General features: G+C 60.3%; 12 protein-coding genes and 1 tRNA gene. 9 read left to right on the top strand and 4 right to left on the bottom strand.

Annotated elements, in window-relative coordinates:
* Positions 1-54: 54 nt before the first annotated feature.
* Together CGZ66_RS19160 and CGZ66_RS19165 are read right to left on the bottom strand one after the other, a co-directional pair.
* The gene (locus CGZ66_RS19160; protein WP_095086619.1) at positions 55-1,086 is read right to left on the bottom strand and encodes a tyrosine-type recombinase/integrase; all 1,032 of its coding nucleotides are present in this window, start codon (positions 1,084-1,086) and stop codon (positions 55-57) included.
* A gap of 240 nt (positions 1,087-1,326) precedes the next feature.
* On the bottom strand, positions 1,327-2,472 hold the full coding sequence (locus CGZ66_RS19165) for a porin (protein WP_095086622.1): 1,146 nt from the start codon (positions 2,470-2,472) through the stop codon (positions 1,327-1,329).
* Between the two features lie 451 nt (positions 2,473-2,923).
* Here CGZ66_RS19165 and CGZ66_RS19170 point away from each other — a divergent pair.
* Both CGZ66_RS19170 and CGZ66_RS19175 read left to right on the top strand, forming a co-directional pair.
* A tRNA-Ser gene (locus CGZ66_RS19170) sits at positions 2,924-3,014 on the top strand.
* A gap of 150 nt (positions 3,015-3,164) precedes the next feature.
* Positions 3,165-4,340 (top strand): porin, encoded by a 1,176-nt coding sequence (locus CGZ66_RS19175; RefSeq protein WP_095086625.1) that lies wholly within the window; start codon positions 3,165-3,167, stop codon positions 4,338-4,340.
* A 189-nt stretch (positions 4,341-4,529) separates the two neighbouring features.
* On the opposite strand, the gene CGZ66_RS19180 is transcribed toward CGZ66_RS19175, so the two are convergent.
* Entirely contained in the window at positions 4,530-6,197 is a 1,668-nt protein-coding gene (locus CGZ66_RS19180) for a tetratricopeptide repeat-containing sulfotransferase family protein (protein WP_095086627.1), read from the bottom strand.
* Positions 6,198-6,316: 119 nt separating this feature from the next.
* Between CGZ66_RS19180 and CGZ66_RS19185 the strand changes: the two genes are divergently transcribed.
* Positions 6,317-7,429 carry a pyridoxal phosphate-dependent aminotransferase gene (locus tag CGZ66_RS19185; RefSeq protein ID WP_095086629.1) on the top strand — a complete coding sequence of 371 codons (1,113 nt, stop codon included), beginning with the start codon at positions 6,317-6,319 and terminating at the stop codon, positions 7,427-7,429.
* 107 nt (positions 7,430-7,536) lie between these two features.
* Here the strand turns inward: CGZ66_RS19185 and CGZ66_RS19190 are convergent, their stop codons facing one another.
* Positions 7,537-8,532: a bifunctional helix-turn-helix transcriptional regulator/GNAT family N-acetyltransferase gene (locus CGZ66_RS19190; protein ID WP_095086800.1), complete on the bottom strand. Its 996-nt coding sequence runs from the start codon at positions 8,530-8,532 to the stop codon at positions 7,537-7,539.
* Between the two features lie 157 nt (positions 8,533-8,689).
* Here CGZ66_RS19190 and CGZ66_RS19195 point away from each other — a divergent pair, with 157 nt between their 5' ends.
* The 6 genes from CGZ66_RS19195 (at position 8,690) to CGZ66_RS19220 (ending at position 13,997) form a co-directional block, all read left to right on the top strand.
* Positions 8,690-8,974 (top strand): acylphosphatase, encoded by a 285-nt coding sequence (locus CGZ66_RS19195; protein WP_095086633.1) that lies wholly within the window; start codon positions 8,690-8,692, stop codon positions 8,972-8,974.
* A 73-nt stretch (positions 8,975-9,047) separates the two neighbouring features.
* Entirely contained in the window at positions 9,048-9,707 is a 660-nt protein-coding gene (locus tag CGZ66_RS19200) for a TetR/AcrR family transcriptional regulator (RefSeq protein ID WP_095086634.1), read from the top strand.
* A gap of 63 nt (positions 9,708-9,770) precedes the next feature.
* A complete protein-coding gene (locus tag CGZ66_RS19205) occupies positions 9,771-10,934 on the top strand; it encodes an isovaleryl-CoA dehydrogenase (RefSeq protein ID WP_095086637.1) in 1,164 nt (387 codons plus the stop codon).
* Positions 10,931-11,851, top strand: a complete 921-nt coding sequence (locus tag CGZ66_RS19210) for a DUF1444 domain-containing protein (protein ID WP_143748790.1) — start codon at positions 10,931-10,933, stop codon at positions 11,849-11,851. The genes CGZ66_RS19205 and CGZ66_RS19210 overlap by 4 nt, the downstream gene beginning before the upstream one ends.
* 9 nt (positions 11,852-11,860) lie before the next feature.
* On the top strand, positions 11,861-13,468 hold the full coding sequence (locus CGZ66_RS19215; protein ID WP_095086643.1) for a carboxyl transferase domain-containing protein: 1,608 nt from the start codon (positions 11,861-11,863) through the stop codon (positions 13,466-13,468).
* 1 nt (position 13,469) lies between these two features.
* Positions 13,470-13,997: an O-acetyl-ADP-ribose deacetylase gene (locus CGZ66_RS19220; protein ID WP_095086646.1), complete on the top strand. Its 528-nt coding sequence runs from the start codon at positions 13,470-13,472 to the stop codon at positions 13,995-13,997.
* Positions 13,998-14,332 lie beyond the last annotated feature (335 nt).

The raw sequence follows: 14,332 nt of genomic DNA on the forward strand, positions 1-14,332 counted from the left end.
TGCCTATTTGGCTTTTGAATTTTTCCGAGGCGCTTTCGGCGAGGGCGCAGCTGATTAGTCCCGCTGTTTCCGTGCCGTGGACGGGGATGAAGGCGTGGTCACAGGCGACGAAAACATGGAGCCTTCCCCACTGCTTGCCGGTTGCTCGCCGCGAGGTGTTTCCAGGACAACCACACAGCCATCGAGGTCATTGGTGGCCAGATGCGCATAACGCATGGTCATCGACAGCGTCTGGTGACCGAGCCACATCTGCACACGACGGATGTCGATGCCACCCTGGACGAGACGCGAGGCGCAGGTGTGTCGCAAGATATGCGGCACCACCTGGTCATCGGCGCCAAGGCCGACTTCGGCTTTGGCATCGTTCCAGATGGCACGGAACTGTGCCTGGCTGAGCTTGGTGAACGGGCCTTTTGGCCGTCGGCCTTCGGTAGCCGGCAGCTTGATGACCTCCTTGACCCGCTCGGTCATCGGAATGGTGCGGCTGCGGCCTGATTTGGTGATCCAAAAACTGACGCGATGTTCCTGGATGTCGTTCCAGATCAGCCCAAGCGCCTCACCGAGGCGGCATCCGCTATCGACCAGGAAGACTGAAAGCCTGTAGGCATCTTCGCTGCGGCTCCTGATGGCGGCGAACAGCCGTGCCTCTTCGTCCCTCTCGAGGAAACGAATCCGTCCCGCCCGCTCCTTCTGGCGGCGAAACTCGGGCAGGCTGTGGATATCTCCCATCTTATGAGCCTTGCGCAGCAGTTTGCTGAGGGCAGCCATCTTTCGATTGATGGTTGCGTTGCTGTTGCCGCGCTGGCGCAAGGTACCAATAAGGTTATCCAGGGTACTCTGGTCAAAGGCGCTGAATCGCTCTCCAAGGAGAAGCTCGTCTATCTCGCCGATGAAAGAGCTGACATTGTATTTATGCCGCCCATCATCCCACAATATGTCCCGGTATGCTAAAAAGAGCTCTCGAACCCTATACGACTTTACTTCTCTGATCTTGTTGTAACTGTATCGTATATTCGATTTTTGAGAAGAAAACATCGAAAAATGATCAGAAGGCTCACCCTCTTGAATCGCTTCGGTCGTCATCATTTGCCACACCCCCGAGTGGGATAGATCAGCCCTACCCGCTTGGAAGCGTCCTTTCAAGAGATTTGAATCACGCAGTTGTGATTTCCTCCGCCCATCAGCGGATCCCACGAAATCACCCACGGACCCTATTCAGCTACCGTTACCCCCTGTTCCTTCTGTTTGCCTTGACCCAGTCACGAAACAAAAACAGCCCGGGCGTTTGCGCGCCCGGGCTGGATTTCACCTGTGTAGAACCAGCCCTTAGAACGAGCGCTGGAAGCGGAGGATACCGCCGACGCTGCTCTTCTTGTCGGCATGGGTCCAGTTGGAGAAGTCGGCGTCGTCGAACTTGCCTGCATTGAGGTAGTCGACTTCGGCCGTGACCGTGAAGCCGGGAACGATGTCGTAGGCGACGTTCGCGGCGACGCCGAGATTCTGCCAATCGTCATACGAGATCTGGGTGTTGAACGAGGTCTTCTCGTTGAAGTGGTAGGTGCCACCACCCCAGACTGCCCAGGTGCCGCCCCACGTCTTGTACATGCCGCGACCGTGAGCCGGGAAAGCCAAGGTATCGTCGGTGAGGTTGTCGTCCGTGCCGAAACCGGCCATGATCCACAGCGTCAGAGCGTCAGTCGCTTTCACGTCCAAGCGGACCTTGCCGGACACTTCTTCGTAGTTGCTGTCATAAGCGATGACGCCGGTGATGGCGCCCCAGCCCTGCGTCCACTTCACGCCGCCGACGACATGCGGAACATAGCTGTCGATCGTGTAGGCGCCATAGCCTTCTTCGAGCGAGACCACGGCCGAGAAGCCGTTGCCAGCATCGAAATAGTACTGGATGACGTTGGTGTCGAAGCCGCCGTAAGGAACCAGCGTATCCTGGATGACTTCGCCGGCGTAGCCGATGAATGTGTCGTAGGCCGATTCGTCCTTACCGACGCGGAGACCACCGAGCTGGATCCAGGCGAAGTTCAGCGAGGCGCCCGAGTTGCCGGCCTCGTTGATGTAAGGGCTTGTGTCGGCATTGGCGTTGTTGAAGTTGAAGCGGGTCTCGGTGTAGGTCTTCAAGGTGCCCAGTTCGGTTTCCTGGCCGGTCCAGGTCTTGAACGTGAAGCGGGCCCGCTTACGCCAAGTATCGTTGCTCTCACCGACGTCCTGATGATCTGCGCTTCTCGCGCCATCGAACGAGCCGACGTCGCCGCCGCTGATGTCGTAACGGACATAGCCGCCGATGCGCAGGCAGGTTTCCGTGCCGGGGATGTAGAAGTAGCCAGCGCCGTAGACGTCGCAGATCTTGACGTATTCAGCGGGCTCCGGCTCGGCGACGACGACGGCGTCGGCGGCGCGCGCACCGGAAACTGCGAGCAGAGCCGCAGCGGAGCCGAGGAGAAGGCTCTTAATGTTCATTTTCTGACCTCCAGTCAAAAGTTAAAAAACGGGTCTGGGTATTCTTTGCTGAAGGACAGCGTTCCCTGCCCCATCCCCACTACCGAAAAAGATGCGCACCGCGCCGCTCCTTCGAATTCGACATTACCCATGAGGCGGCGGCGTTCAACCCCGATCGTACCGGCGAAAGGGCTGTTCGGCTGCTATCCCCTGGCGTTGTTGCACAAATGACACGATTTGGCCTCACTCAGAAAGCTCTCGTTAACCATTGGGGCCGCGGCAACCGCTTATTTTCAGCCGAATCCGGCGATCGGCCGACGGAATCATGGCAAGGCCCCGAGTCGCCAGCCAGGAAACTGCCGCAGAACCGCCGCATCCATGGAAAGCCGCAGCTCGGTACGTTCTTATTTTTCCATATAATGACGCGGGCTTGTTGATTGTGCCGGCGCTTTTCTTTATCCAGCGGCGCAACGGAGAGGTGGCCGAGTGGTCGAAGGCGCTCCCCTGCTAAGGGAGTAGAGGTCAAAAGCTTCTCGTGGGTTCGAATCCCATCCTCTCCGCCATCTCTGTCTGCCTCGAAGGCGGCCCATCAAAAATCATCCCATTAAATCAGATAGATAGGCAGGCAATCCGTTGCCGTCGGAACGCAACTCCGTGCCAAGAATGCACTGAAGGCAACGCTGTTTTGTTCGATTCTGACTGGAGGTCAGAAAATGAACATCAAGAGCCTTCTCCTCGGCTCCGCTGCGGCTCTGCTCGCAGTTTCCGGTGCGCGCGCCGCCGACGCCGTTGTCGTCGCCGAGCCGGAACCCGCTGAATACGTCAAGATCTGCGACGTCTACGGCGCTGGCTACTTCTACATCCCCGGCACCGAAACCTGCCTGCGCATCGGCGGCTATGTCCGTTACGACATCGGCGGCGGCGACGTCGGCTCGTTCGATGGCGCGCGTGCCGAAAACCAGCTTGGCGATCCCAAGCTGCAGGACACGTGGGCAAAGAACACCCGCTTCACGCTGAAGACCTGGACCGGCCAGGAAACCGAGCTGGGCACGTTGAAGACCTACACCGAAACCCGCATCCAATTCGGCAACTCCAACGGTTATGGCGACGCATACGGCAATGATGCCCACAACAAGGGCATCACGCTGAACTTCGCCTGGATCCAGCTCGGTGGTCTCCGCGTCGGCAAGGACGAATCGGCCTTCAATACGTTCATCGGCTACGCCGGCGAAGTCATCCAGGATACGATCGTCCCCTATGGCGGCTTCGACACCAACGTCGTCCAGTACTATTTCGACGGGGGCAACGGCTTCTCGGCCGTCGTCTCACTCGAAGAAGGCTCCAGTGATGCTGGCGCTGCCACCTTCGACGGGGCCGGCAACTTTCTCTTCAACGCGAATTCCGGCAACGACACCATCGACAGCTACGTTCCGGACGTCGTCGGCGGCGTGAAGTACACGCAGGGCTGGGGTGCCATCACCGGCGTGGCATCCTACGACAGCACCTGGGAAGAGTGGACCGGCAAGGTTCGCCTGGACGTGAAAGCGTCTGACGCCCTGACGCTGTGGATCATGGGCGGCTATGGTTCGGACGATCACATCGACCGCAACTTCTACAAGCAGTGGGGCGGCAACTGGGCAGTGTGGGGCGGCGGCACCTACAAGTTCAACGAGAAGACCTCGTTCAACCTCCAGGCGTCGGCTGATGACGACAAGAACGTCGGCGTCGCGGCCAACGTTGCCTACGACATCGTCCCCGGCTTCACGGTCACGGGCGAAGTCGACTACAACCACGATGGCAAGTTTGGCGATGCCGACGATCGCAACTGGGTCAACGCCGACAAGAAGAACAGCGTCGGCGGTATCCTCCGCTTCCAGCGCTCGTTCTAACAGGTTTCGGCTTGTCGAAATCGAAAACCCGGCGGGCAACCGCCGGGTTTTTTCAGGACTTTGCGCGACCATTGCATGCGGTGCTGCAGTTCGCGGTCCTAACTTTGGTTCGGCCTCGAGAGCGCAGGTCGCAGATGCATCGCGCGCTTCGGTACCCACAAAGCTCGTTCGCAAGTTTCGGAATTGGGACTATTTGTCCGCCAGGTCGCCCAACGCATCAATCAGCGGCTGAATTTCATTCTCATAATTCTTCCAGCGTTTGACGGACGACCTGTAAATCGGTTGACGGACCTGCCAGCGGCTTGGCGTGTTGACCGAACCATCCCTGTCGAAAAAGCGCAGGCAGGCGTCGTCCCAAGGCAACCCAAGATAATCTATAAGCCGACGAGACTGTGCTTCCTGATCCTCGACCAACGTTTCGTACTGATTCTCGAAGATCAGGCCCGGGAAAACCTCATTCCAATGCCGCATGAGGCGGTCATATTCGCGATAGTACAGGCCGAGTGCCTTCAGGTCGGCGTTGTAACTGTGCCCCTCGCCGAATCTCTGGACAAAACAAGAGACGCAATTGTCGATGGCGTCACGACGGCAATGAATGATGCGCGCGTTGGGAAAGAGAACGGCGATAAGACCGATCAGTTCGAAATTATGAGGCATCTTATCCACGATCCGAAGCGCGGAAGGTGCCCGCTCCCTCAGATAGGTCAGATGCTCTTCGGCCAACGTTCTGGACAGGTCTTTTGTGATCGACGCGATCACCTGCTCTAAACGTCCGGCCGATGACTTTTTGAGGTCGATCGCATTCGCGACTCTTCTGAGTTTGCTCAGTTCCCCTGCGCCATGGACATCGAGATGACTGGCGCAAATCTGTTCCGTAAGCGTCGTTCCCGAGCGAGGCATGCCGACCACGAAAACAGGAACGTCCGAAGGACTTCCGTAACCGGACCTGGCAGCCAGCATCTCAGGCGTGAAGGTCTCGATCAAAGAGTCCGTCCAGCGACGGTATTGGTCGATGTCGAAGATGCGGCCTGAAGCCTGCTTGGCCTTGTTGAAATGGTCGAATGCATCCTTATAGCGCTTGAGGTCGTTCAGCACCTTGCCGGCGGCCAGATGGAGCTTCTCTAAACCGTCCGGATCAAGCTTGGCATTGCCGAGTTCACGAATGATGGATTGGAGTTCCTTTGGCTCTTCGGTGAACTTTCGCGTCTGCACAAGATCGTTGTAGGCAGTCGGCACTGCGATGCCACGTTCGATTGTTTCCTTAAGATAGACGGCGGCCTCGTCCATGCGCCCCAGGCTGCTGAGCGCGCGAGCCAGTCCTGTCCGCACCTTGGGATGATCGCGGTTGGTCTTCAGCGCCTTTTCATAGAGCGGCAGAGCCATCTCGGGCTTATCAAACTGGATATAGGCATCCCCCAATGCGCAAAGTGCTTCGACGAGGTTCGGCTGCAACTCCAAGGCATACTGCATATGTTCGATTGCTGGTGAAAACTCACTGACCTTCACGTAGCCCGAGGCCAGGCCAAGGTGGTAGTAGGGGTTCTTTGGCTCCTCGTTGAGTGCGCGTGCGAAATACCGCAAGGCCGCCTCATCGTCGTAGCCTATGCACACGGTCCCCAAAATATACAGGGCGAGTGGATGATTGGGCGTGCGCGCCAGCACCCGAAGGCACAGGTCCTGAGCTTCGTTAAGCCGCTTGGCCTGCTGAAACTGGTACGCCTGCTCCAGCAGCGCGTCGTCTGCTTGTATACGCGAAAGCGGATTTCCTTGCGGCAGATTTTGCTGCGGGAACTTGGGTTTCGGCCCGGTTTGGACCTTCAGGTGCTTGGACCAGGCTGGCGGCAGACGATTGTTCATTGCGCCTCGCTAGCAAAAAGGGACGAAGGAATCCAGCATTACGGTTGCAGGCCGCGGGCAACTTGCACCGACCAAGCGGGCAGGCTAGCAAGAAGACCCGTTTCAAGCGAGCTTCCTCCATGCGCCCACACCCTCCCCTAACTCCGCTCGTCGCAGCGCTTCCCTCGACGGTGCCTTTTGTTGGTCCCGAGGCGCAGGAGCGCGAGCGTGGCCGCGCCTTTCGCGCCCGCATCGGCGCCAATGAGAGCAGTTTTGGTCCTTCGCCGCGCGTCATCGAGCGCATGGCCGGAATTGCCCGTGACATGTGGATGTATTGCGATCCCGACAATCACGACCTGAAAGTGGCGGCCGCCGCGCATCACGGCGTCAAGGTCGAAAACGTCGTGGTCGGCGAAGGCATAGATGGCCTGCTCAGCCTGGTGGCACGCATGTATGTGGCGCCCGGCGATGCCGTGGTCACCTCGCTCGGCGCCTATCCGACCTTCAACTTCCATGTCGCCGGTGTCGGCGGACGGCTGGTCACCGTCCCCTATGAGAACGACAGGGAAAGCCTGGACGGCCTGCTCGCGGCTGTGCGCAAGGACAAGGCACCGCTGGTCTACCTGTCCAATCCGGACAACCCGATGGGCAGCTGGTGGGAGGCGGGCGAGATCATCCGCTTCATCGAGGCGCTGCCGGAAGCCACCATGCTGGTGCTCGACGAGGCCTATGGCGAACTCGGACCAGCCTCGGCACTGCCGCCGATCGATATCTCGCGGCCGAACATCATCCGCATGCGCACCTTCTCGAAGGCCTACGGGCTCGCCGGCATACGCTGCGGCTATGCCGTGGCCGAGGCCCAGGTGATCCGCGATTTCGAGAAGATCCGCAACCATTACGGCGTCAGCCGCATGGCGCAGATCGCCGGCGTCGAGGCACTTGCCGATCAGGACTATCTGCGGAACGTGGTGGCGCGGGTCACGGCCGGCCGCCAACGCATCGCCGGCATAGCCGAACAGAACGGGCTGAAGCCGCTGGCCTCGGCAACCAATTTCGTCACCATCGACTGTGGTGGCGACGGCGCCTTCGCGCTGAAAGTGCTGCAGGGCCTGCTGTCACGCGACGTCTTCATCCGCAAGCCGATGGTACCAATGCTCGACCGCTGCATCCGCGTCAGCGTCGGCCTGGAACACGAACTGGACATTTTCGCCGACGAACTGCCCGGCGCGCTGGCGGCGGCACGAGGGAATTAGAGCTGTTCCATCCCGATGGAATCGGCATAGGCGCCGTTTTTCTTTGAGCATGAGCTTTACCGAAACCGGCACGCACTTTTCGGGATCATGCAAGGCCGGGTCGCGCTTTACAAATCCAGCTCCCAGGTCTGGCCGGTCAAGTCCTTGCCAAAGCTGTGGTGGCGCTCCTCCGAGACCAGCCTGAAACCGGCGCGCTCATAGATCGCGCGCGCCGCGACGAGGATGTCGTTGGTCCACAGCACCAATCGCTTGTAGCCGCATGCGCGGGCCTGGCTCACGCAATCCGCGACCAGGCGCTTGCCGATGCCCAGGCCGCGTGCCGCCGCCTCGACGTGCAGCATCCTCAGCTTGGCCACCTCGTCGTCCAGATGAACCAGGAACACAGCGCCAACCGGCTCCCCGCTGCCGCGTTCGGCAATCCAGCAGAAATCGCGGCCGGGCACGAAATTGCGAATGAAGTCGGCGCCGATTTCGGCAAGCATGGCTTCGAACTCGATGCTCCAGCCATATTCATCGGCGTAGAGCTGGGCCTGCCGCTGCACGACCCAGCCGACGTCGCCGACGCGGTGCGGCCGCAAAGTCACCGCACCGTTTTCGCTGGCGGGATCACCCAGCAATTCCCCGGCCTTGCGCAAGGCGCCGCCCAGTTCGTGCAGCCTGTCGTCGGGGATGCTTTCGATCAGCCGCGCCGTGTCCCGATCAGCCGCCGCCTGAAGCCTCGCAAGAGCGGCCTCGCCCCTGGACGTCAGCGAGAGAACCCTTCGGCGCCGGTCGGCGGGATCCGTCCGGGCCTCGGTCAGCCCCTCGCCGGCAAACTTGCGCAAGATCCGCGTCAGATAAGCGGCATCGACACGCAACTGGCTGGCGATTTCGGAGGCCGCCGGGCCGTTCTCCAGCCGAAATGCTCCGGCCAGGAAACCGCGTTCGCCGGCGATCTCGGCCGAAGCCGGGCGGCTGTGGTGGCCGAGTTCGAACAGCACCCGCGCCTCGGTCAAGGTGAACGCGCTCTGGGTCAAGGTCTCGTCGAGAAGGCCGACGGTGCGGGTGTAGAACCGGTTGAAGTGGCGGATCTGCGCCACCAATGCGTTGCGTTCATCCAACATCTGCGTCCAACCCCGATATGGCAGCTCCATTTTCCCAAATTAATGGACTGAGTCAACTAAATTTCAAAAACCGAAGCGCCCAACGTCGTGCGCGCAATTCAGGTTGCATTCCCTACGCCATGCGCCAGATTCCACGGAGACAGGCTAGGAGAAATTCATGGCTGGTCATCGCAGGGAAATACGGGCGCGCGTCTACGGCAATGTGCAAGGCGTCGGCTTCAGGATCTGGGTTCGGGGCGAGGCCACGAGCCTTGGCCTCGCGGGCTGGGTTCGCAATGAAGCGGACGGATCAGTAACGACCCAGATTGCAGGCCTCGGTGAAGCAGTCTCGACAATGATCGGGCGACTGTGGAAGGGGCCGTCCGAGGCGTCGGTTTCCAGGGTCGACGTCGAGGAGTTGGCAGCCGGAAACGCTTCTGTTGGGTTCCGGATTGTCGCATGACAATGGATTCGGTTAGAGCACCCTTGAATTAATTGAACGTTCGTTTTATTATTGTCCCGCAAAAGGGGCTGACATGGCGCGCACCACCGGATCCGACGGCGAAAAGACCGAAGCGACCATCCGCGAGGCGGCCGTCAATCTGATCGCGCGGTTTGGCTACGAGGCAATGTCGATGCGTCAGCTCGCCGCCGAAGTCGGCGTGCAGGCAGCGGCGCTCTACCGCTATTTTCCCACTAAGGAAGAGCTTCTGTTCACGCTGATGCGCGAGCATATGGAAGGCCTGACCGATGCGTGGGAGGCAGCCCGCCCGGCCAGCGCGGATCCCGTGCGGCGGCTCGCCGCCTATGTCGAAAACCACATCGCTTTTCACATCGAACGTCGGCATGCCACGCATGTGTCGAACATGGAATTGCGCAGCCTGTCGCCCGAAAGGCTGACGCAGATCCTGCGCCTGCGCACGGCCTACGAAAAGGAGCTGCGCGCCATCCTGCGCGACGGCTCCGACGCCGGCGTCTTCAACATCGATGACACCGGGCTGACGGCCATGGCGCTGATCCAGATGATGACCGGCGTCATCGTCTGGTTTCGGCCGGGCGAGCGGCTGTCGATCGCTGAAGTGACGGCGACATATCTTTCAATGACAATGCGTCTGGTTGGAGCAGGAACCGCCGGCGAGACGACCCATGACAGCGCGCGCGCGCTCGGACGTGCAAGAGACGCCGCAGCACTTTGATTTCGCGTATGCTCCTTCGAGGATCGAGAGGGATCTTCGGAGTCATGCGGGCAGGAGGAAAGCATGTACACGAACACGCTCAGCTTCGGGCATGACGAGGATATCGAGGCGCTGCGCGATATGGTGCGGCGCTTCGCCCAGGACAGGATCGCGCCGGTCGCCGCCGATATCGACCGGTCGAACGAATTCCCGGCGCATCTGTGGGGCGAACTTGGCGCGCTCGGGTTGCTCGGCATCACCGCCGATCCCGATTTCGGCGGCAGCGGCATGGGCTATCTTGCGCATGTGATCGCCGTCGAGGAAATCTCCCGCGCCTCGGCTTCCGTCGGCCTTTCCTACGGCGCCCATTCCAATCTCTGCGTCAACCAGATCAACCGCTGGGCGACGCCGGCGCAGAAGGAGAAATTTCTCCCTGCCCTGTGTTCCGGCGAGCGCGTCGGTGCGCTGGCGATGTCGGAATCCGGCGCCGGCTCGGACGTCGTCTCGCTCAAGCTGCACGCCGAAAAGCGCAATGACCGCTATGTGCTCAACGGCACCAAGATGTGGATCACCAACGGGCCGGATGCCGGGACGCTGGTCGTCTATGCCAAGACCGATCCGGATCGGAAATCGCGCGGCATCACCGCCTTCATCGTCGAGAAAGCGATGGCCGGTTTCTCCGTGGCGCAAAAACTCGACAAGCTCGGCATGCGTGGCTCCAACACCGGCGAGTTGGTGTTCGAGAATGTCGAAGTGCCGTTCGACAATGTGCTGCATGAGGAAGGCCGCGGCGTCGAGGTGCTGATGTCGGGCCTCGACTACGAGCGCACCGTGCTCGCCGGCGGGCCGATCGGCCTGATGGCGGCGTGCCTGGACGTGGCGATCCCCTATGTGCACGAGCGCAAGCAGTTCGGCCAGCCGATTGGCGAATTCCAGTTGGTTCAGGGCAAGCTCGCCGACATGTACACGACGATGAACGCCGCGCGCGCCTACGTCTATGCCGTCGCCGCCGCTTGCGATCGCGGCCAGACAACGCGCAAGGATGCCGCCGGCTGCGTGCTGTTTGCCGCGGAAAAGGCAACGCAGATGGCGCTCGATGCTCTCCAGCTGCTGGGCGGCAATGGCTACACCAACGACTATCCGACCGGCCGGTTGTTGCGCGACGCCAAGCTGTACGAAATCGGCGCCGGCACCAGCGAGATCCGCCGCTGGCTGATCGGGCGGGAAATCATGGCGGAGGGGGTGTGAACGATTTCAGAATGCACAGCTTGCGGGACTATTTCGGAACAATCACACGCGCCGCCGTCGCGTTGATTTCGCTGTCAGGATTTGCGGCGACCGCCTATTCCGATACACCGAAGTTTGAAGACGTTGCCGCACTACGCGCCGAAGTCATTTCCCGACTGAAGACCGACAACCGCATCAAGGATACAACTCCCGACCCTGCAGATCCGGCTCGGTTCACTGTAACCAGGGCGCGCTCGACAGGCAAAGATCTGGAACTTCAGGTGGATGTAACAAACTTGCTTGGCCGGATTCGCGATCTGCCAACGTCGGAAGCTGAAACGGAGATTCAACGATTTCTAAGAGTGATTGTCCTCAGCGACACGGAAAACGGTTTCGATGCCAGCCATTTGATAGCGAACATTCGACCCCGAGAACACCTCGACCCCTTAAAGCCAAAAGACGCCTCAGCCGGCAAGCAACCTGTCTATGAGGATCTGCCGGGCGATGTCGTGATCCTTTACCAGATCGACGCCACGGAGGCGCTTGCCAGCGTAACCTTTTCCGATGTTGAAGGTCGCTCCCTTGCGGAGCTTCGTGAGCTTGCATTGGAGAACATCAACGGGCAAATGCAACAGGTCAGGCAAAGCGAATTTCTCGAAGGGATATTCGTTTTCACGATCGAAGGCGACGAGGCGATTTCGCCAGCTCTTCTTTTGACCGACAAATTCTGGGCTCTGCTTGGACCTCAATTTCCCGAGGGTGTGCTGATAGCCATTCCGCGGCGTGACGCGATTTTCGTCTTCGACAAGCGTCTGCCCAACGCAATCCAGATTGCTCGCGCCTTGATAGACAAAGTTTTTAAGGACGAACCCGACCTTCTATCCGAATATGTTTTCGAGCGACGGGACGGTAAGTTGCTAGTCGTGGCGGAGCATTAGGAATCGATCATGGCCACATTGCAAACCCAGATCTCCCCCTCCTCCGACACCTTTCGCGCCAATGCCGAGCGCATGCGGGCGCTGGTCGCCGATATTGCGGACAAGGCTGCAAGCGTCGAGCGCGGTGGCTCGGAGGAGGCACGTGAGCGCCACGTCTCGCGTGGCAAGCTGTTGCCGCGCGAGCGCCTTGCGCAGTTGCTGGACATCGGCTCGCCCTTCCTCGAGATTGGCCAGTTCGCCGCATGGTCGATGTATGGCGAGGAGATTTCCGCGGCCGGCATGATCGCCGGCATCGGTCGCGTCGAAGGCACCGAGGTCATGGTCGTCGTCAACGACGCGACGGTGAAGGGCGGCACCTATTATCCGCTGACCGTGAAGAAGCATCTGCGGGCGCAGGAGATCGCGCTGCAGAACAATTTGCCTTGCATCTATCTGGTCGACAGCGGCGGCGCCAATCTGCCCAACCAGGACGAGGTGTTTCCCGATCGCGAGCATTTCGGCCGCATCTTCTACAACCAGGCCAACATGTCGGCAGCCGGCATCCCGCAGATCGCCTGTGTGATGGGTTCCTGCACGGCGGGCGGCGCCTATGTGCCGGCGATGTCCGACGAGACGATCATGGTGCGCAACCAGGCGACCATCTTCCTCGGCGGTCCGCCGCTGGTGAAAGCGGCCACCGGTGAAGACGTCAGCGCCGAAGACCTCGGCGGCGCGGACGTGCACACGCGGCTTTCCGGCGTTGCCGACCACTATGCGCTGGATGACGACCATGCGCTTGCCATCTGCCGCCGTATCGTCAAAAACCTGAATCGGAACAAGACTGTACGGCTGCACTTACAGAAATCGATTCCGCCGCTTCACGCAGCCGATGAACTCTACGGCATCGTGCCGACGGACCTGCGCCAACCCTATGACGTGCGCGAAGTGATCGCGCGCGTCGTCGATGGCTCCGAATTCGACGAGTTCAAGCAGAACTACGGCACCACGCTGATCACCGGCTTTGCCCATCTCCATGGCATGCCGGTCGGCATCATCGCCAACAATGGCGTGCTGTTCTCCGAGAGCGCGCTGAAGGGCGCGCACTTCATCGAATTGTGCTGCCAGCGCAAGATTCCGCTCATTTTCCTGCAAAACATCACCGGCTTCATGGTCGGTCGGAAATACGAAGCGGGCGGCATCGCCAAGGACGGCGCCAAGCTGGTGATGGCGGTCGCCACCGCCAGGGTGCCGAAGGTGACTGTCATCATCGGCGGTTCGTTCGGCGCCGGCAATTACGGCATGTGCGGCCGCGCCTATTCACCGCGCTTCCTGTGGATGTGGCCGAACGCCCGCATCTCGGTGATGGGCGGCGAGCAGGCAGCGACGGTGCTCGCCATGGTCAAGCGCGAAGGCATCGAGCGCAAGGGCGGCGAATGGGGCGCCGAGGAGGAGGCAAAATTCAAGAAGCCGATCCTGATGAAATACGAGCATGAGGGCCATCCGCTCTACTCGTCCGCCCGCCTTTGGGACGACGGCATCATCGACCCGGCGAAGACGCGCGACGTGCTGGCGCTCAGCCTGTCCGCCGCGCTCAACGCCGAGATCGAAGAGACGCGCTTCGGCGTGTTCAGGATGTGACATGAACGACCATCCGCGGATCCAGGTTCATGCCGGCGACATCACCAAACTGGTAGTCGACGCCATCGTCAACGCCGCCAACACCTCGCTTCTCGGTGGTGGCGGGGTCGATGGCGCTATTCATCGCGCGGCCGGCCGTGAGCTCGAGTTCGAATGCCGCATGCTGAACGGATGCAAGGTCGGCGAAGCCAAGATCACCAAGGGCTACAAACTTCCGGCGCGGCACATCATCCACACGGTCGGGCCGGTCTGGCAAGGCGGCGGCAAGGGCGAAGCCGAACTGCTGGCCTCCTGCTATTTCAGCTCGCTCGAACTCGCCACGGCCAATGACTGCCGCACGGTGGCGTTTCCGGCGATCTCGACGGGCGTCTACCGCTACCCGAAAGATGAGGCGACGCAGATCGCCGTCGACACGGTCAGCACGTTCATCAAGAAACGAACAATGCCGGAAACCGTCACTTTTTGCTGCTTCGACGACCAAACGGCTGAACTATACCGGCAGGCCGTTGCTGCCCTGCGAAAGAGCTGAACTGCATGGGCCAACCGATTCACCAGCATAGGCAAACTCGAATCTCCGCTGGCGAGCTGGCGGGGAGGCAAAATATTCGCTATCGCTCATCCTGCACAGTGCAATGGGGACAGGGCGGAAATGAAACTGAAATATTGCCGAAAGACGATTGCGTCGATACTTGCAAGTTTGCTTATATTCGCAACTCATGGCGTCGGCTCGGCGGAATCGCTGGCAGGCAAGATGGGCGACAAGCGGTTTTCTCCGACCTTGTCGCTCGACCCGAAGGAAGCCTGCTACAAATCCTACCTCGCCTATATCGCGGCGAGCGGCCATTCAGCCTACGCCACGACGTT

This window comes from Mesorhizobium sophorae (assembly GCF_002270415.1).
Lineage (GTDB): Bacteria > Pseudomonadota > Alphaproteobacteria > Rhizobiales > Rhizobiaceae > Mesorhizobium > Mesorhizobium sophorae.